Origin of the sequence: Cedecea sp., assembly GCF_036500665.1 — a bacterium.
Lineage (GTDB): Bacteria > Pseudomonadota > Gammaproteobacteria > Enterobacterales > Enterobacteriaceae > Cedecea.
Map to the genome: position 1 here is coordinate 1 of NZ_DASYBS010000181.1, position 19924 is coordinate 19924.

Below are 19924 nucleotides of genomic sequence, written 5' to 3' on the forward strand. Positions count from 1 at the left end.
CGATGGCGCTGGTCACCGCCAGCAAGCGCGGGGTCACCATCCGGGTAGTGGCCGATAAAAAGGCCAATAATGACGGATACACCGCCGTGACTTTCCTGGCAAATCAGGGCGTGCCGGTGCGCCTCAATAGCCAGTACACCATCATGCACAACAAGTTTATGGTTGTTGATGGTGACACCGTGCAAACCGGGTCATTTAATTACACGGCCAGCGCAGCGAAACGTAACGCGGAAAACGCACTCCTGGTGCAGGGCTCGCCAGAACTGGCGACAGCGTACCAGCGCGAATTTAACCGGCTCTGGAATGAATCCACTCCGGTGGAAAAGCGCTATTAATCAGCATCAAATGTTTTGATGTTCTTGTACTTTTTGAGTGCCGTCGAGCGCAGCTGCAGAACGCTGCCCAGCTGCGACCAGCAGATGGTGTGAAAATCTAAAATTCACTCAATTAACCAAAAGTTGCAATAAATTATCATCTTTCAGAAAAGTTGAGGAATTCCGATCGTGGCAAGGTGCAGATAAGACATTTTCCTGATGAGCTCTTTCAGCAGATGCCAGAAATAGCTGACTACAATGTGCGCTCTCTGGGTGGACAGCCGCGATTATTCGGCCAGATCCGACAGTCAATAAAGATGGTCAGGGAACGGTGGAAATATACAAAACGCCTGATGAAATTCATCAGGCGTTATAAGGCTGAAAATGTCAGCCTATGATCAGATCAAACGTAGCTGGATTAAGACGTTGTCAAATTACGAAGTGATTAACTTACTTACATTGGTTGTTGGTTGCTTTCTCAGTTCGCCATGCGCCCCACATACCTCCTTTACCCGGCTCTTCCTGGCCCGCATTCACGTACCACTGGTTTTGCCATACCTGGCCGTTATGGGACACTTTGGTGCATTTTGTCGGGTAGGCAATTTTGGCGTTGTAAGCAGTCGCATCGCCGTCAGGCTGCTCGCCCGATTGTTCCGCTTTCAGAATTTTGGTTACTTCCCCCTTATTCTTTTGCGGGTCAGTTACGGTCAATTTAACGCTTACGTTAAAGTCGCTATCAGCCGGTTTAAGTAAACGTATGCGTGTTTCTGCTCCACTGGTATTTTCAAGTTCAACCTTATCGGCGTTACGCGTGACTTCCCAGGTGTACTTTAATTGATTGGTAGAGGTATCAGGGTCAGTGGTTTTTGACGCATCCAGCTCAAGCCATTCAGAATCGGTAATAGTGTTACTGCTGGTAGTAATTACGGGAACTGGAGAAGCGCCAGTGCCTGGCTGAGTCTGCTCTTCCAGGGTTAAAACATAGGAGTAATTTGTATTTTTCCCTTTAGCATAAACATTATAATGATCGGCCGAATATTCAATCGAGACCTCATTACCTTTTAAGGTGTCACCAATTTTTACTGGGAAGTTCTTAGTATTATTTACCGCATCGCCAAGGTCCGGCAGCCAATAATATGAACTCAGGTTTTCAGTGAGTCTGTAGCTTACTTTACCCGCATCCGCACCGGCTTTAAACAAACGGAAGGTGACTGTGTCGCCAGCCTTTAGATTTTTGGTTGCAGTAACGCCATCGCCAATTACCCCCCAGGAGTCAACGACTTCCCCACCACCCTGACCTAACCCGGTGAGTGTCACATCACTGCAAGAAGTAAAGTTTTCACCTGTACCATGCTGTCTGGAAACCGGCCACATTGTCACGATAGTGTAATCACCATCAGTAATGTTACTGGGTAAATCTACCGTTTCAGAATAAATACCGGCACCGCCAATTTGGCCATTTGGCCCGGTAACACCATCAAAACGGGCAAGTTCCTGCAAATCTTCCCAGCCGATGGTATCGGCATGATTTGTACCTGGTTTGGTGATGTAATAACCAATGTGATCAGTACCATGGTGTGCGGTGAAACGATAATCGAGGGTTATCTTGCCATTTTTAACAGTAATGGCTTTGTGTTTCCACTGGTTAGCCGGTAACCCAAGATTTGGGTAACGGCTGTCTGCAGCACAAATTTTGCCTTTTTTTAGCGTATCTTTGTAATTCAGACCACCGCCGACAATCTCCTGTGGTGTGGTAACGGCTCCACTGTACTGGCCAAGGGCTTTACAGCCTGCAGAACCTGCACCTGCCTGACCTGCCCGGCAAAAAAATCCGCGTGCGGGAGGATCTTCTAAATAACCATGAGCGGAAGCCATATTTGCATGCAGAAAACCACCGGCAGACAGCGTAACAAGTAAAGCCAGAGATTTTATCTTAAATGATTTCATAAGCAGTCCTTTACTAAAATTTATAAGGGTAAATGGCTAAAGCGTGTCTATTTAAGAGCTCACGAGAAACATCCAGCGAAAAAGGATAATTTTTCTTCAACGGCCCTTATTTGGATCCTTTAAACACAGCAACGGATGTTACGAAATGTAAATTTCTTTGTAGTTAAGGTTACTCTTCATTTGGTTAAGAAATTTCGTCAAATACAGTGTAATTATTTACTGAACAGTTAAAACAACGCCCAGCCTAGAATGGCTGGCACCGTCGGCACATTTAGCATAGCGACAGAAAGGGAGGAACCTACCGACTGAAAAAACGAAAATGAATAGTTATATACCCAACATTCCACACCTGATTTTGGATTTTTTAGGGCTTGACGGCGAACGTCTGTCCTGACTCTATTACCACTTTTACAGGCAGGTCATCATGCCCGTTCCCGATATCTCTATTCGTAACCTTGATCATCTTGGTCTGGTCGCTGCTTTATGCGATGAACTGGGGATAGCCGGTATGATTGATGCCCTGTTACTCAAGAAGCCCCCGGCTAAGGTCTCCCATGGTCAGGCTTTCGTCGCGATGCTCCTGAACAGGCTTGGTTTTCATATTGGAACCCTGCATATTTTCCCACTCTTCTTTGCCAACAAACCAGTTGAACGTCTGATTGGCCCGGGAATCAGGGCTGATGATCTTAATGACGATGTTCTGAAACGCTGCCAGGATGCCCTGTTTGAAGCTGATGTTTCCACTCTCTATCAGGTACTCTCTGAAAAGGTGGTCGCTCTCCTGGGTTTACAGGGAACGGCGGTACACCTTTATATCACCAGCTTTCACGTTGATGGAGCCTACGATTGTGCCGATGGAGAACAGAACGGACGATTACAGCTGGTTCAGGATTACGCCAGACCCGAACCAGGTGGTGCTGGAGTTGATATGTGAGAACGAAGCTGGACTGCCGGTGTACATGAAGGCCATGAGCGGTAACTGCAATGACAACCGCTCCTTCGCGGAAGTGGTTAAGTACCATCTTCGCAGCCTTAAAGCCGCCCAGGAGAGTTGTTATCTGATGGGTGACGCTGCCCTGTACAGTGCAGAGACCCTCCGACTTTTGCATCAGCAACGAAGTGCCGTTACAGCCTATGGATAAGGGTTATCAGGGGTGTTGGGTGAACTCCTTATGCCGGGGTTCCTCAACTCTGGTTATTGCTCCGTAGCGAACAGGCAAGCCATCGTGAGCAACAGACCCTCACCCGGAACAATTCATACGTGACTGCTCCCCGCCCTATCGGGAGAGGCTTCCCACTTCCTAGGCCGCAACCGTCTGTGTGACTGATTTACGCTGGCCTCCATGGGCAGAAACGACGAGTCCCGCCGCTTGTAATTCAAGTATGCCCTTGCGTTCGATGTTGATTGCCGCGTTGATATCGCGGTCATGTTCAACGCCGCATTCAGGACATTGCCAGATACGCTTATTCAGTGGCATCTCCGGCATTTTGTGGCCGCAACAGTGACAGGTTTTCGAGCTGGCGAACCATTGATCCAGCTTCACCAGATGCACGCCTTTCTCTGCTGTTTTATATTCCAGTTTTGTGATGAATCCAGTCCATCCGGCATCGCCTATTGCGCGTGCCAGACTGTGGTTTTTCATCATATTTGCTGCTTTCAGCGTCTCGACAATTACCGCTTGGTTTTCGTCAACAATTGCACGAGAGAGTTTATGCTGGAAGTCGGCACGGGCATTGGCCACCCGTTCATGTACGCCTGCAAGCTGCATGCGGGCTTTTTTGTGGTTCGCACTGCCTTTTTTCTTACGGGATAAGGCTTTCTGTTTACGTCGCAGGTTACGGCTGGCATTGATGATATGACGGGGATTGGGAGTCTTCTCCCCGTTCGATTTAATGACATAGTGCGACAACCCCATATCCAGCCCTGTAACGTTTGATATCAGTGCTGGTTTCGTAGGTGCTTCCATTCCGTCATCACAGAGTAACGATGCGTAGTATTTCCCAGTTGCGCTTCGACTCAGCGTGATGCTTTTCAGCGTTCCCGTAATTTCACGATGTAAACGAGCTTCAATCGGCGATATTTTCGGGATTTTGATCGCACCATCAAGGACTTTGATTCCAACACAATGATAGCTCGATTGTTTTCCGTGCTTACTTTTAAACCTCGGAAAACGGGCTTTCAGTTTCGGATTGAAAAAGTTGGAGAAAGCCACGTCGAGGTTAATCACTGCCTGCTGTAACGCTATGGAATCATACTCTTTAAGCCATGCATATTTACGAGATTTTTTTGCTGCTGCCAGTAAAGGTTTCAGATCTTTACGGGGGCTTAAACTCACCCCGCGCCGCTGGTAAGCCTGTTTTTTAATGTGAAGAGCTTTGTTGTACGCAAAACGCACCGCGCCGAACTGGGCATTGAGAAATTCCGCCTGTTCTGGTGCCGGATATATGCGTACTTTCGTGGCTCTTAACATAGTCAGTGCTCATTGGTATAATGCTTTTATTTTAACAGGTTAATGGAATATATCAATTGAGTAATCACGATGATTTACTGGAGGGATTCCTCCGTAAACGGCATAGTGTCAGCAAACTGGTTGTACATCTGATTTTTACCACGAAATACCGTCGAAAACTGTTTGACGGACGAATGATAGAGCAGTTACGTGATGCTTTTGGTTCTGCTGCCGGAAAGCTCGAATGCGAAATTATTGAGATGGACGGAGAGCCAGACCATGTACACCTGCTGGTTGCCTACCCGCCAAAGCTTGCTGTCAGTGTGATGGTCAACAATTTAAAATCTGTATCGTCGCGTCTGCTGCGGCAGCAGAACACGCATTTACGGATGCAGAGTAAAACGGGGCTTTTGTGGTCGAGATCGTACTTTGTCTGTAGCACCGGAGGGGCAACGATTGAAATGCTCAGAGCCTATGTCCAGAGTCAGGCAACGCCTGATTGATCTTTAAAGCTCTGCGGGCTTTTCGCCTCATATCCCCGCCCGTATTGGGCGAGGGTTTACGGCGTTTTTCGCTAAAACATTAAACCGCTAAGGTTTCAGGGGGAGTAATCCCCCCCTGGTACTCGGTATCACCTTAGTGTGAATAAACGTGTTTACCAATCACAAGTGCTTGAGCCAGTATTTCTAAACGTTTTTGATTCCGTCTTTCCTCTAATGCCGTCTTTATTAACCGGCGTCACAAAAAGTGTGACCTCCCCCCAATAACCTAACGTCACGCCCTGAACGTTGGAAACGACGGTGCTTCCCCATTTCCACTGGAATATAGTGTTGCCTTCAGATGCACCGCCATTGGCGTTGTAAGTGTAGGTTGCCGTTATTCTGTTACAGGCCCCGGTTTTACCGCTGTATCCCAGATTTGTAACGAAAGGCACTGGCTTAGATCTTACAGTAACAGCATCACTAAAGACCTCTGTGCCAGGCGCGGATTGCCCTGAACCTTTAGGCGTTACGGCCACGCGCACGTCATATCCCGCATAGCTGTCCGGCAGCGTGAACGTTCTTCCCGTGCCGCCTGCAGCATTCCTCCACGTCTGACCATCCTTCCACTGCCACTGCCAGCTGGAGGCATCCGAACCCGATCCATTTGCCGTGAAGGTGTATTCCGCCCTCAGGGTCTGCCCCACCTCCGGCGTGCCGGAGATACGCAGCCCCGTCACCGACGGTGCGCCATAGGCTGCCATCGCCGGGCTTTCCTGTGCCACACCGGTCAGTGACGGCTGGCTGCTGCCCTTCGGCGTCACCACCACCCGCACGCTGTAGCCCGCATAGCTGCCCGGCAGCGTGAATGTTCTTCCCGTGCCGCCTGCGGCATTTTTCCATGTCGTACCGTCCTGCCACTGCCACTGCCAGGTGGAGGCATCCGAACCCGATCCATTTGCCGTGAAGGTGTACTCCGCCCTCAGGGTCTGCCCCACCTCCGGTGTGCCGGAGATACGCAGGCCCGTCACCGACGGTGCGCCATAGGCTGCCATCGCCGGGCTTTCCTGTGCCACACCGGTCAGCGACGGCTGGCTGCTGCCCTTCGGCGTCACCACCACCCGCACGCTGTAGCCCGCATAGCTGCCCGGCAGCGTGAACGTTCTTCCCGTGCCGCCTGCAGCATTTTTCCATGTCGCACCGTCCTGCCACTGCCACTGGAAGCTGGACGCATCCGTACCGGCCCCGTTTGCCGTGAAGGTGTACTCCGCCCTCAGGGCCTGCCCCACCTCCGGCGTGCCGGAGATACTCAGGCCCGTCACCGACGGCGCGCCATAGACATCCATCGCCGGGCTGTGTTGTATCTCGCCCTGCAGCTGGGGCTGGCTGCTGCCCTCCGGTATTACCGTCACTTTAATGCTGTAACCCGCATCCCCTGCCCGGAGGGTATATTCCCGGCCAGTGGCACCTTCGATCGGCATCCAGCTGCTTTTCTCATACCTGCCCCAGATATAGGTGGATTTGTCCGTACCGCTTCCGTTTGCCGTGAAGGTGTATTCCGCCCTCAGGGTCTGCCCCACCTCCGGCGTGCCGGAAATACTCAGGCCCGCTATCGCTGGCGCGCCGTACACCGCCACCGCAAGGCTCTCCTGTGGCGTCCCTGTCAGCGATGGGTAGCTGCTGCCCTTCGGCGTCACCACCACCCGCACGCTGTAGCCCGCATAGCTGTCCGGCAGCGTGAACGTTCTTCCCGTGCCGCCTGCAGCATTTTTCCATGTCGCACCGTCCTGCCACTGCCACTGGAAGCTGGACGCATCCGCACCGGCCCCGTTTGCCGTAAAGGTGTATTCCGCTTTTAGAGTCTGCCCCACCTCCGGTGTGCCGGAGATACGCAGGTCTGTCACCAACGGTGCGCCATAAACCTCAACATCGGACTCACCTTTTTTCCCGTTAACCGTGGCGCTAACCGTGATGGCACCGCCGGTATTTTTCGTGGTGACGGTCATCGTTCCCTGCCCTTCCGGGCCGGTGACGGCACTGCTATCTCCCCGGTTCACCAGCTCCGGTTTGTCGATGTCCCAGTCTATCGCCTCACCCACCACCGCACGGCCAAAGCGATCCTTCGCCGTGGCGGTGTAGGTAATGGTGTTCAGCCCGTTCGCCTCCACGCTGTCCACGCTGGCGGTCACCGTCACGGCCGACGCCTTCCCGGTGACCGGCTCCGTTCTGGACGATTCGCCGTGGCCCTCATTTTTGGCCGCGTTGGTGGCGGTTACCGCCACAAAGAGGGCTCCCCCCGTGTCCTGCTCCGTCAGGCGATAACTGTCCGACGTCGCTGACTCGATCGCTCCGCCGTCGCGGTGCCACTGGTAGCTCAGCGTCACCTCACCGCCGCCGTTCTGCTCCACGTCCACCTTCGCCACGCTTACTGCATCGCCCACCTTCAGCCCGGCGTTTTTGTTCAGCGTGATGCTTTTGATCGCCGGGATCCCCTTCAACACCGCGCCGGACTCGCCCTTTTTGCCGTTGACCGTGGCACTCACCGTGATGGTGCCGCCGGTATTTTTCGTGGTGACGAGCATCGTTCCCTGCCCTTCCGGACCGGTGACGGCACTGCTATCTCCCCGGTTCACCAGCTCCGGTTTGTCGATGTCCCAGTCTATCGCCTCACCCACCACCGCACGGCCAAAGCGATCCTTCACCGTGGCGGTATAGGTAATGGTGTTCAGCTCGTTTGCATCCACACTGTCCGCGCTGGCGCTCACCGTCACGGCCGACGCCTTCCCGGTGACCGGCTCCGTTCTGGACGATTCGCCGTGGCCCTCATTTTTGGCCGCGTTGGTGGCGATTAACGCCACAAAGAGGGCTCCCCCCGTGTCCTGTTCCGTCAGGCGATAACTGTCCGACGTCGCTGACTCGATCGCTCCGCCGTCGCGGTGCCACTGGTAGCTCAGCGTCACCTCGCCACCGCCGTTCTGCTCCACGTCCACCTTCGCCACGCTTACCGTGTCGCCCACCTTCAGCCCCGCGGTTTTGTTCAGCGTGATGCTGCGGATAACCGGGTAACCGTTGAGCGTCAGCTGCGTCGTTTGTGTTTTACCCGCAATGTTGACCTCTATCTGCGCGTTGCCGCCCGCAGATGCAGTCGTAAATATTGCCGTCGCTTTCCCGTCCGCATCCGTTTTTTCAATCGTTTTGCTCAGCGCGCCAAACTGCTGCGTGATGAGCGTCCACGTCACGGGGGCGTCCGGCACGATATTGTTGTGCTCATCCATTGCGATGGCGGTCAGAGTCGAGGTATTGCTGTCATTCGCATTCAGCGTATCTGGCGAGCCCGTAAGCTCGATGCGATCGACCTTCCCGGCATTCACGTTTATGATTTTCTGCTCATCACCGACGTAGACCTTCACCTGCGATGGCGCTTTTTCAGGCATCACGACGGTTGCAGTGACATTACCGTGCTCATCGCTGTCTCCGGTGGGCATTTCCCGGAACTGACTCCCTTCAATCCGCCAGGCGATCGCCTGGTTACGGCTGGTAACCGCGTTATCAAACCGGTCATACAGCTGCGCGCTGACGATTTTGTCCGCGCTGCCTGCCACCGCATTTTCCGGAACGTCCAGGACAACTTTTGTTACCGCACCCGGGTCAAGGATTACCGGTTCTGAAGGACTGCTGACGGTGTCCACCGTGGCGCTCACCACCCACTTCTCTGCGGTTTTTTGCGGTGCGGTGAGCACGATGGATGCTCTTCCCTCGCTATCTGTTTTGCTGCTCAGGCTTTCACCGTTACTGCTCCAGATGATGTTTTTCTCAACCGTAAGAGGTTTACCGTCCTGATCGGTCACTTCAACGGTGAACGTTTTCTCCGTGGCAACTTCAGCACGTTCGGGCGATGCCACAAAACGAATGGCAAGCGGATGGGAAAAATCGACAACCAGCGCCATCTTCTCCTGCTGAACGCTATCACTGCTGGTCGCACTTTGGCTCTGGATCCCGCCAGGCGGGAGTAGCGAGGCCGTGATTTCATCCTCCCCCTCTGCCATGATGCCTTCTATTTTGACCAGCGCCTGGCCGTGTGCATCGGTGTGGACACTGTTTTGTGACAGCGAGCCAAGCGAGTCCCTGCTCTGCCAGTAAACCATCTGCTCGGCCAGAGGGACTCCCTGCTCGTCTTTTACCTCCGCTAACAGCAGCAGCGCACCGTGACTCTCTTCGAAGAACTTCACGCTGCCGTCACGCCGGATCTCGCCAGGCGACAGCAGATGATCGATACGCAGGGTGGTAATCGCTGCGCTACCGGAAATTTTCGCCATCCCACTTTCACCAGGGATCCCTTTTTTGTTGACCGGCGTGACGTCGAAGATCACGCTTCGGGCCATATCACGCGTTTGCACCTCATACGACGCACTATCTTTCTCAGCTGCATGACCTTCCTTCAGTACCACGCCTGAGTCTGCGTCATACCAGCGCAGCCGGGTCTGCTCAGGATCTTCGTCTTCCCCTTCATTGCTTTTATAGAGGTAACTCCCCGTCAGAATCTTGCCGGGTGACATTTCCCCCTTAATGGCAACATCCTCGACGGAAGGCGCAAAATCGCCCGGCGTCACGCTAAGGTGATAGCTGGCGGAACTCAGTACATGCTCAGGATCGACAGGTGACGTTTCCGTTGCGGTGATGGTGACATCCCCCCGATGCGTCGGGTTTACCAGACCACTGTCTGGCTCCACGGTAGCGATCGTCGTACTTGAGGAGATGTAGCGAATCACGCCGCCGTACCCCCCTTTCACCGCGTGAAGCAAAGGCACGCCAGCCTGCGTCGTTTTTTCCGTTGGGCTGAAATAGAGTCGTCTGTCTTTTTCTTCCTGCTTATACGCCAGAACAATGTTGTTATTACGGGTGACGAACTCCGTGCGGGACTGCATCAGCGATGGCAGGGCCGTCGCATTTTCGCTTGCCAGCATCTCAGAAAGCTTGCGGCCAAACTCCCAGTGGAAATTCAGCCCCACAGAGAAGTTATCCCGCTGGCCGCTGATCATGCTCTGCTCTGCGCTCACTCCCACCAGAGGCACAGGTTGCCACTTGAGCCCCAGGTTAAGCCCGTGCGGATTATGGCTGGCCTCGCTGCGGCTGCCGTTAACATCCACTTTATCGCCATACCACTGGAACCAGCCCATTTTGAGTGCAACGTGCTGAGAAAGCGCCGTCTCCATATTGAGATCCCAGCCGCGAGCGGCACGCTCATACAGTTCATAACGTTTGGGATCGTCATTAAACATACTGTCGTCAGAATGTCGCCAGCCGCTCAGGGGCAGATAGTAGTTCGCCGACGTGCGAATACCCTCGCTCCACAGCTCACCGCCTATTCCCATCCGGTTGTGGTGACGCGTCACATCCTGATCGAAAAAGAGGTTCCCACCCGCCATCAGATGCGGGTTAAAGGTGTGGCGCCAGCCAAGACCAAGGTTAAGAATATCGCGCTCGTTCCAGCGGTGTATGCTCATCTGAGTGAACAGAATGTCGTGTTGCCAGATTTTGACCGGCCACAGGTAGTCCAGCCCAAAATCGCGACTATCGCTCCCGCCGATACCGACATCTGCCGTAACGCGCGCTTTGCCGCCGGTATGGTTTAACCACGCCTCCACCTCCTGCGTTAACGCGGCATTCACTTCGCTATTTGCCGCGCCGCGCAACGCATTTCCGGCACCGTTTTGTTGGGCGCTTCCCCACATGCCAGACATTTTATCCCGCAGGGGTTGGTTGCTTTCTGTTTCTACCTTTTCACGGGGTTCAGTTTGCGCCCGCGCGGCAGGGGACACCGTGAGCAAAAAAATGGAAAATAAATAATGTAAAAGGATCACCCATACGGATAATTTTTGACGCAAAGAATAGTGCGAAAGACCGGGCATTTTGACGCATACCTTATTAAATCAACTTCCTAGTTATGCGCCCATTAGGTTTCAGATAATTCTTAAACTCTATACAGTACTCGGGATATGTTCATGAAATTCACTATCCCCCATAAAATCAGGAGATTATGCAACCTCCCGCATAACAGCACACTCAGCCATTTCATAAATTACTCAGCCCCACCTCAGCCCTATATTTCCCTGAGCAGACATTTCTCAATATCGATCGGATATGTCGCATTGCAATCGCACGCATTCTTTTTCGCAGCGAGCATTGAGGATGAACTTACCTTCAGGTTTTCATTTCATACGTCATACAGGGCTATATGGCTGGTACTGCATGGCGCTGACGAGCGGACGAATACATATAAACATCAAGATCACGAGGAAAATACGCCCCGTTACAAGCTCAGTTTAAAATCATAAAACCGACATTCCGCACCTTTTTCAGGAATAAATTCGACCATACCGCTCTCCGAGAATATCCACAATTGTCTGGTGAACCGGGTTCAGGTTGGTCACCCGCGGTGGAGAACCCGCAACACGGTATTCGTGTATCCCACTGAAACAAAGAAAGCTCCAACGCGTTGTGGGCTTCCGGGTTGGCTTTTTCTTCATGTCCGGGACATCACGATTCTGCTCTGCCAGACCTTTGCGGATACGATACTCCAGCGCGGCGTAAATCATCAGACAGCAGGTCGTCACCATCAGCAAGGCTTCAATACGCTCCGGTTTCTTCAGAGAAAGCGATGACGTCAGGAACTCCGGACTTTTGAGGAACCGGAAGCCCCGTTCCACATTCTGCTGTGCCTTGTAAGTCGCCAGTAACGCTTCCATTGTCAAGTGCGGAAACACGCGATTAATAAACATCAAATGTTTTGACACTCTTTTGCTTTTTGAATGTCGCCGGTCACAGCTGCAGTATGCTGGCCAGCTACGACCGGCGACGGTATGCAGACTTAAAATTCATCCGCAGAATCAAAAGTGGTCATGAATTATTATCTTTCAGAAAATTTTAAGCCCTGTGATACAGGGCTTTGTCTCTCAGCAGTCCATCAGATAGCGATGCGCTTTGCCGGCGGCACTGGCCGCTTTGAAGATATAGCGTGTATCGCCCTTCAGTGCTTTCAGCCACGACGCTATATAGCTTTCGTGCTGAACCTCTCCAACAACGCCCAGATCAGCCATTAAAAACGCACTGCCCAATTCGGCGATCAATTCTTCAAAAGCGTACTTTTCCGATCCGAATTTGTTCCCCTTCTCACGGTTTAAACGGCTTTTAGCCCCCGTCCAGTGGACCAGCTCATGCAGGCCGGTTGCGTAGAAGTTCGCCGCGTCAGCGAAAAGGCGGCGCTCCGGTAGCCAGATTTCGTCCGTGGACGGTCTGTAAAACGCCTGCTGACCCCGCTCCATAATACTCGCGCCACTGCGCTGAAAAAGGTTTTCCACCTGCGGCAACGGGTCGAACACATCCACCGGCTGCGGCTCAGTTTCAGTACCATCGCTGGACCCCATTTTCAGCCCTTCAATCTGCTCAACGTTAAACAGTGTAAAGCTTTTCAGCATAGGGATTTTTTCGATCTCGCCGTCGTCAGCTTCTTTCTCAAGCGTCTTGTAAAAAATGGCGATTGTGCCGCTTTCACCTTTACGAACCTGACCGCCCAGCTCCTTCGCCTGTTTGTAGGTCAACCAGCGTGAGTCCTGAAAGCCCTGTTTTGCTGCACTCGACCACAACAGCATGATATTGATCCCACTGTACGCTGTACCGGTGGAGAAATTCGCCGGTAAATCCGCCGCCACACCATTACGAACCCACGGACACACCCACGGCTTACCCCCCATTTCCAGCACTTCGATAATGCTATTCGTCACCACCTGGTAAATATCCGTTTTGGTATAGCTTTTGTTTTTAGAAAATTTCGTTTTTGGGGAGCCTGACTGCTCCAGCGGGGATACGCTGGTTGCCGGTGCAGTATTAGGGTCGCTTGTCCAGGTATGCATGTTCATCGTCATGGCCGTTTCTCCGTCAGTGTGAATTTCGTCTTCGTATCGCCTGACGGTTCGGCCTCCCCGGAGTCGTTCTGGCCAGCAAGGGCGCGGAGCGTTTATATACACTTGTGGGCTAGGTTGTGACGGGGAACGATTACCGGAAGCTGATACGCAGGAGAAAGGGAACACAGGAGAAAATGACGATGTGCATACCCGAACTTAGCGCCCCTTACGCTGCGGCGGTGAAATACTTATGACCTTTTCCCTTACATCAGGGTAAAAAGGTGAGGCAGGCAGAACCATGCGCTGAGCTGAACGTAGACGGTTCCGGGAACCTACTGATATTCCGGCTAGAATACCTTCAGTACATCAGGGATCTGGAACCAGCCTCAACCAATCAGCTAGCTAGGGAAAATAACAGGGAATAGTGTTCTGATGGATAATGTCGGTGGAAAAACGGAATATGATGCCAAGGGTAGCGTACAGCCACCTGTGTAAAAATCATCGGCAGGAAAGCTCATTTGGCATTCTTTATTACAGGCTAATTGCGCAGGAAAGATCATCTTGTAAATGCACTGGCTATTAATTGATATATTAAGGTACTTGTATAGCCATACACCAAAGAAAGTTCTGCCGTCTCTCATGGGGCATGAAAAAACAGAGTGTACACAAAGGTTTTTGCACTTAACGTGGCCGTCAGTCAGAGCGTGATGCTTCCCATGCCGGTAGCGGAAGCAATGCACCTGTCAGAGACAATAAATCGTAACGTTCCGATCGGTCCTGAATATCAACGGCGCGGCACCAGGCGCGGGTCGATGACGAAGGCTTCAGAGGTGAGACTCTGAAGAATATCCTGTACGCGGGAATGAGCCGGATTGAACAGAGCATTCCATTCACCGGTGATGGTACTCGGAATCTGGAGCACCAACCCAACATTACTCTCCAGCCATTCGTCTCCAATACGCTGCGTTGAACGCGGAGCAGGATCTGACTGCCAGTCCTCCGGTAATGCATTCATATCCAGTGAAGCAACGAGGGACTCAGGAACCTGTATACTCAGCAAAGTATATCCCTGAATGATGTCTTCTATCTCCAGATGCACCAGTGTCTCGAGTACGCACAGTGCCCTTGAGCTTCCGAGATAAACACAGGATCTGCCGGGAGAATTCCACCGGCCGCCCCACGTCCTGGCACCATATCCGTCAAAAGCAGTGGACGCGTAACGCGTTTTTACCAGTCTGTAGAATGTCATATACTGCATTAACTGATAACGCCATATTCAAGGCGACCGATAAGCGTCAGAACGGCTTCAGCCCCGGCAGGCGTGGAGAGCAGTTCTGACGGTCTTTTACCGGCCAGGGCTTTAGCTGGCTTGTTCAGCCACTCTGCCATTCGTGCCGTATTCCCGTTAAAAAGCTGGCTGGCCGCAGCGATAACCCGGGCGAGGCTGTAAATCCGGGCACTCTGCTCAGGCGAAAAACGTCCGTCCGGGCTTTTTAAACGTCGGTTGTAAGTGCTGCGGTCGATACCGGCCATCCGGTAAAGTTGCTGCTCATCCAGATGAATAAAAATCGACATGGATTTGAGCAGTGATACATCAAGTCCTTCCGAAATCCTGTCATGTGCTGCCACCCCCGTTTCCGGTAGATCGAGGCTTGCCATCAGCGATGAGCGGACGGAATCAGACGCACCTGGCGTAAAGATATATGTGGACATAATGTCTCCTCTGTTCATATGCCCTTAATTATAGCGCATATGCTCAGAAGAGTATATTAGATCATATTCATTCAACGGGTTTAGAAAGAGGAATCCCTTTTTGCCCTGCATAGAAGACCACAAGAGTAACGCCTTCTTTACCTGTGTAACCACGATGAGCGCTGTCAACCATCTCAGGCAATACCTCTCCAGCTTTTAAAAGACGTTTTTCGCCCGTATCTTTCTTTTCTACAGTTAATACCCCATTAAGCACATAAGCTGCATTAGGTATCGGATGTTCGTGCCAGGCAAGGCTGGTATTTGGTGCAACAGTAATTTTCAGGACTGAAAGCTGAGGAATTCCCTCTGGATATTCCTTATAGAACACGCCGTCCCAGGATTTCTCTGTCTCAAGAAGTTTTTCAACGTTAATACCCGGAGCCTTACCACTCTGCGCCATTGTAAAAAATGGCGCTGTGAGAAAAACTACAGACGTGCAGATTGATAGAATTTGATTAGTCATGCGCATGTTAAACCCTTGTTTAATCTTGAGTTTTTTGGAATAAATCAGAGGCGAGCGACATGGACTTTCCTTGCGAAGCAGCCGTTACACTATCCGGCATTAACAGCCTTGTCATTCTGTTAGGGGGAAAGCGGTTATCCCGGATTTTTCCGTTATGCTGGTCTCAGACCAGCAACCAGGTCAATAATCTCATTGCTGCACAGGAAGGTATAATGCCCATTAAGTAAAATGTGTTGCCAGGCTACTGGTGATATCAGGTTCAGAGCCTCAATACCTTTAAGCATTCCCTTCACTTTCGCCTCTGATAATCATCGAAATCGGGGGATTAGAATTCCTAGTAGTAGTTACCGTGACGGTAATCCCACGTAGTGAAGATACTAGACATCATTGACATGATTTTATCCACGTCCAGTCCCTTACGAATCAGCACAGGGCAAGGTGTGATATTACGTTCACCTTTCTGCTCCGGAACCAGCTTGCCTGCTTCGTCAACCATAGCAACCATCACCCCCTGCTCGTAACGGGTTTTCTCAGACTCGTCTGGCTGGATAGATTTCACGTAGTCGTTGGCGGCAATAATCAGATCAGCATGCGATTCGATACGTTCGCCAATGCCTTGAACCATGCCTCTGTTGCCCTTCCCTGACGGGTTAGCAGAGCTGGCGAAGGAAAATTTCCCATATTTTTCCCATAGCTCTTTCACCAGTTTTTCGCCCGGTACACCGAATTTGATCACGAAACAGCTGGTCTGACGATGATCCATCATCAGCTCTTTAGAACCGTCTTCAGGAATAAGCGCTATAGCTTCTTTTTTCCATGGAAGGATGCAGCCCAACAGAACGTCCTGGTCCCAGTGCTGCTGATAGAGTGTTTCTATTTCCGGGTTCAGTTGCGCCAGCTTTTTCAGCTGCTCAAGAGAACCGCATAGCACCACGCCCGGCTTGTTGCGGTTACGTTGCTTGGCATCAAATTTCCGCTCGAGTCCTCTGGCATCGGAGGTCATGATTATATAACCCACTTTAGTAGGACAAACAATCATGCCGCCACTGGCAGACAGGATTTTCACCCCTTCTGGCTGTAAGCCGCCATTCCACTTGATAGTCTTATTGCTCATAATCACACCGTTATCTCCTTGAGGATTGAATTGATTGGTCAACGCCCAAGATACTGTCGCTAACCTGAAAGCATAAGAATGGCGGACGTCACAGAATTTTGGCAGGTTCTTCGCTTATTTCCCTTATTCTAAAGAAAGTTAATTACCCACTTTCTTAAACCAGTAGTCGTCCATCTTCATTTCCCACTTACCATCACTGTTTTTGGGAATTACTCCACTCCATAACCGTTTAAGCTGTCGATTATAAGTTCCGATGGAGTGTCCACCGTAAGCACCTTCAAAAGCAATCACCATTGGCCCCATTCCTTCTTTACCCTCGATACCGTCATGGCAGTAAAGCCTGTTATGGTTTTCACCGTACTGTACGTTTAGCTCAACACACCCGGTCCCGCAGGACTCTGACGAAGGCGATATACTCATTGTGACGTGCGGACTGTCTGTCGTGGTTTCCCATTGTCCGGATAAGTCACTGCATGACTTAACATCTGCGGCACAGGATGAGAAGGAAAACAGCACGGTCAAAAAAATTAAAGCAGCAGAACTCTTCATGATAAATTCCTTGTATATTTAATCAATAATCATTTCAGATCATTATTTTCCAGAACTGACATTTACCACTGTTTGCAGTGGTTATCTCTATTCCCCCGACGTTACAGGTACAAGATAATCAGCTTTGTTGTTGAGCTGTTGTTTAGATAATGACAATGCAAAAACACATTTTTTGAACTGAATCGCATAACTCAGACCGATGTTACCAACAGGTACATCCGGGGCTAAATAAAGGTGAAGTCCATAATCTGGTGTTAAAGGAATAGCCCTCCAACTAAGCAGCATCAGTGTGCTAAAATGGAAGTATGTCAAACACGACCACTTAAGAAATCATTCGCAATGATCCAAGCGAAAACCAGTCATTATTAGACAGGTCTTTGAGATACATTTGAACTTGAGAGTCAGGAATCTCAATCATCTCTCATTGACTCCCCAGTTTTAATTGTATGGCTACCGGGGATAACTCACCTTTCCACTAATATGGTGGGGATTTCAATCGTTCCTGAAGATACATCTCCGCTATCAATAATATTAAAAACAACATCAAGCATTGCTGGTATATCCTGACGAACAAGAGAGATATTATACCCCATCAGCAATGTAAAGGGATCCCAGTCAAAACAGCCCAATGGCGGCTGGTTTTTGTCTGTAAGCCCACGCAGCGCCAGCCATCTCACCACCCCTTCAAGAGAAATAGTTGAATTAACAAAAATACCCGGCAGATGAATTTCACCGCTATCAAAAGCCTCTTCCAGGGTAAAGGCAATGTTTTCCAGAGAATAATCTATTACCAGCAGATTTTCTTCCGGCACACTGAGTCCCTGAAGAGCATGTGCATCAATAAATCCCCTGAGACGCTCTGCGATATTATGAACCGTTTCACACCCTCCAACAAAGTATAAGGGCTCTTTCATACCATAGTGAAAAAAGCTCTGAAACAGAATGCTTTCAGTCAATTTCTTTGCGCCGGTATAATTATCTGAAACAACCGACGGTGCCAGCGTCCCGGGTGAATCGAGATTAATCACAGGTACGCCCGCCTGCTGGCAAAGCTCTGTGATTATATCTGGAAACGTCGTCCCGGTAGCCACTATCCAGTCTACTTGCCAGGAGAGCATGACACGAGCAGCCTCCAACTCCAGTTTCGGATCACGACGGGTAAAGGTGATAATAGGCAGCATATTACGTTCACGTACCCTCTCTTCAAAGCACTCGGCTATCGAATAGAAATACCGGTTATCGTTAGGAATAAGCATTCCAATCACGTTGGATTTTTTGCTGCGCAGTAAGCTTGCCTGCCGATTCAGGATATAACTCTGCTCCTCAGCAATTTTTATCACCCTGTCAGCCTGTTTTTTACTTATCCGCCGCTTTTCCCAGGTCCCGTTTAAAATTGCACTCACGGCACTGGCAGATACGCCAGCAAGTTTCGCCAGATCATAGATTGTCGTTTTCTTAATTTTTCCAGTTTGTGTCACGAATCCGCCCTCCATTTTCTTGAAGATTATTGCTGTGCTTTTTTAAGGCGATAGATCTGGTTATTTATACCGCATCTAAATTTGCCGTACAGGCGTTTGTCTACACCACTCGCCGTCAGCCCGTACAACACGTAGTAACCGCTTTGCTCGATGACGCGCCGAAAGCCAAACATGGACGAAGCACTGGCTAAGGCAACCTGCCACCGCTAAGTGACACATTCCGCTAGAGCCATGCGCTAAGCGGAGCTCAGACGGTTACGTGTAGCGGCTGCGTAGAATTCGGCTCACATTTATCCTGCCCGGTTCGCAATCCATTTCTCCGGATTCACAATAAATGACAAAGAATGACTCCATTTCTGCCCATAAGTAATATGGTGAGCCGTTATTTCAATTTATAATCAGTGATATACACGTACTGATTAGTTGTTGCCTTTCTTATGCGGTGAACCAATCATGCAAAAAAACTGTTCCCATTTAGGTAATTTCAGACAATTTGTTATGCAGGTTGGATCATGTCTTACACAGGCGAACGATGCTGTGCTTGTGAATAGAACTGATGCTGAAAATAAAATATAGAGAGGGGTTTTAATGTAACTTTTCATAAGAGTTCCTTTTGTTAAAATACATAATAAAATCAACCTATCCGCTTTAAGCGATTACTTGGCAAAAGGCAGGAGGTCAACAATTAATATTACAGCGCAAAAAAAATAAAAAAGAGAATAAAAATGTTAAATTATCTTTTGATGTATCACATTTAATTTCCCCTCATGATTTTATATTCCATAGTTAAATAAATTTTCAACAACATAATTTTCTTGGCTCAATCTATCACGCAACATTCCTTTTTGTTATACTGAAAAAGATGCATATATTATACACATTTGTTTAATTTTAAATTAAACAGGTTTTAGCTTAAATGAAAATCTGAAATATCAAGAGTAAAATATTCATCAATATAGTTATGAAATCAGGGGGTTATTTAACAATCAATTAGACCCCACCCGCACAGCCGAGCTACGCGACAAAATGCTGGCGGTCGGTTTACCAATATGACGATATTGATTTGTATTATTTTAAGTCCGGTGAAATGGATTGCGAGCCGTTACGGGTGCTGGTTGAGATTCAGGCTAAAATACCTTCAGTACATCAGGGATCCGAAACCCGCCACAACCGGACGGTACCGGGAAAATAACAAGGAGTGATGCAGTGACACAGACAGAAAAATCAGGCCATCTGGCATGGTGCGCCCTGGTGGCGCTTGCGCTGGCCAGACTGGATGGTGATGTTAATTCACCGGCGCAGGAAAACCTCTTTCTGACCCGATGGCTGGCCACTACGCAGAAGCAACGGCGCTTTCCGCGTGAGGTCAGTCAGGACATCGCGTGGCTGCTGAAACAGGGACGCCAGCTGGGCGTCAGCGCGAAACTGGCCACTAAACTCGACTACCTCTGGCGCTCCTGTACCGGCGAACTGTCTG

General features: G+C 50.4%; 14 protein-coding genes and 3 pseudogenes. 6 read left to right on the forward strand and 11 right to left on the reverse strand.

All coding sequences use genetic code 11. From position 1 onward, the window contains the following. On the forward strand, positions 1–335 hold a 335-nt coding region (locus VGM55_RS26875; protein ID WP_331637274.1), incomplete at its 5' end, for a phospholipase D family protein. Positions 336–764: 429 nt separating this feature from the next. Here VGM55_RS26875 and VGM55_RS26880 read toward each other — a convergent pair. Beyond that, positions 765–2261 (reverse strand): lytic polysaccharide monooxygenase, encoded by a 1497-nt coding sequence (locus tag VGM55_RS26880; RefSeq protein ID WP_331637275.1) that lies wholly within the window; start codon positions 2259–2261, stop codon positions 765–767. A gap of 424 nt (positions 2262–2685) precedes the next feature. Here VGM55_RS26880 and VGM55_RS26885 point away from each other — a divergent pair. Next, positions 2686–3513: pseudogene (locus VGM55_RS26885) on the forward strand (IS1634 family transposase); the annotation flags it as partial. A gap of 49 nt (positions 3514–3562) precedes the next feature. Here the strand turns inward: VGM55_RS26885 and VGM55_RS26890 are convergent. Next, positions 3563–4732, reverse strand: a complete 1170-nt coding sequence (locus VGM55_RS26890; protein ID WP_331637276.1) for an RNA-guided endonuclease TnpB family protein — start codon at positions 4730–4732, stop codon at positions 3563–3565. A gap of 56 nt (positions 4733–4788) precedes the next feature. Here VGM55_RS26890 and tnpA point away from each other — a divergent pair, with 56 nt between their 5' ends. Continuing rightward, positions 4789–5214 (forward strand): IS200/IS605 family transposase, encoded by a 426-nt coding sequence (gene tnpA / locus VGM55_RS26895; protein WP_331637277.1) that lies wholly within the window; start codon positions 4789–4791, stop codon positions 5212–5214. 152 nt (positions 5215–5366) lie between these two features. Here the strand turns inward: tnpA and VGM55_RS26900 are convergent, their stop codons facing one another. The 9 genes from VGM55_RS26900 to VGM55_RS26940 all read right to left on the reverse strand — a co-directional run bounded on the left by VGM55_RS26900 (position 5367) and on the right by VGM55_RS26940 (position 18447). Then, positions 5367–10931, reverse strand: a complete 5565-nt coding sequence (locus VGM55_RS26900; protein ID WP_331637278.1) for an inverse autotransporter beta domain-containing protein — start codon at positions 10929–10931, stop codon at positions 5367–5369. 615 nt (positions 10932–11546) lie between these two features. Further along, positions 11547–12065: a transposase gene (locus tag VGM55_RS26905; RefSeq protein ID WP_331637288.1), complete on the reverse strand. Its 519-nt coding sequence runs from the start codon at positions 12063–12065 to the stop codon at positions 11547–11549. 78 nt (positions 12066–12143) lie between these two features. After that, entirely contained in the window at positions 12144–13112 is a 969-nt protein-coding gene (locus tag VGM55_RS26910; RefSeq protein WP_331637279.1) for an ArdC family protein, read from the reverse strand. A 763-nt stretch (positions 13113–13875) separates the two neighbouring features. Continuing rightward, positions 13876–14349 carry an RES family NAD+ phosphorylase gene (locus tag VGM55_RS26915; RefSeq protein WP_331637280.1) on the reverse strand — a complete coding sequence of 158 codons (474 nt, stop codon included), beginning with the start codon at positions 14347–14349 and terminating at the stop codon, positions 13876–13878. Further along, a complete protein-coding gene (gene parS, locus VGM55_RS26920; RefSeq protein WP_331637281.1) occupies positions 14349–14804 on the reverse strand; it encodes a type II toxin-antitoxin system Xre/ParS family antitoxin in 456 nt (151 codons plus the stop codon). The genes VGM55_RS26915 and parS overlap by 1 nt, the downstream gene beginning before the upstream one ends. Before the next feature lie 67 nt (positions 14805–14871). Beyond that, positions 14872–15312, reverse strand: a complete 441-nt coding sequence (locus VGM55_RS26925; RefSeq protein WP_331637282.1) for a cupin domain-containing protein — start codon at positions 15310–15312, stop codon at positions 14872–14874. A 328-nt stretch (positions 15313–15640) separates the two neighbouring features. After that, positions 15641–16420, reverse strand: coding sequence for an L-threonylcarbamoyladenylate synthase (locus VGM55_RS26930; RefSeq protein WP_331637283.1), 780 nt, complete (start codon positions 16418–16420; stop codon positions 15641–15643). A gap of 138 nt (positions 16421–16558) precedes the next feature. Continuing rightward, positions 16559–16969, reverse strand: coding sequence for a hypothetical protein (locus VGM55_RS26935; RefSeq protein ID WP_331637284.1), 411 nt, complete (start codon positions 16967–16969; stop codon positions 16559–16561). A 464-nt stretch (positions 16970–17433) separates the two neighbouring features. Then, positions 17434–18447 carry a LacI family DNA-binding transcriptional regulator gene (locus tag VGM55_RS26940; protein ID WP_331637286.1) on the reverse strand — a complete coding sequence of 338 codons (1014 nt, stop codon included), beginning with the start codon at positions 18445–18447 and terminating at the stop codon, positions 17434–17436. A 62-nt stretch (positions 18448–18509) separates the two neighbouring features. On the opposite strand from VGM55_RS26940, the pseudogene VGM55_RS26945 reads away from it, so the two are divergent. From VGM55_RS26945 to VGM55_RS26955, 3 genes and pseudogenes are all read left to right on the forward strand, one after another. After that, a pseudogene (locus VGM55_RS26945) lies at positions 18510–18645 on the forward strand (glucose dehydrogenase); the annotation flags it as partial. 765 nt (positions 18646–19410) lie between these two features. Further along, a pseudogene (locus VGM55_RS26950) lies at positions 19411–19500 on the forward strand (phosphoribulokinase); the annotation flags it as partial. A gap of 153 nt (positions 19501–19653) precedes the next feature. Then, positions 19654–19924 (forward strand): DUF2913 family protein (locus VGM55_RS26955; RefSeq protein ID WP_331637287.1); only part of this gene is annotated, 271 nt, incomplete at its 3' end.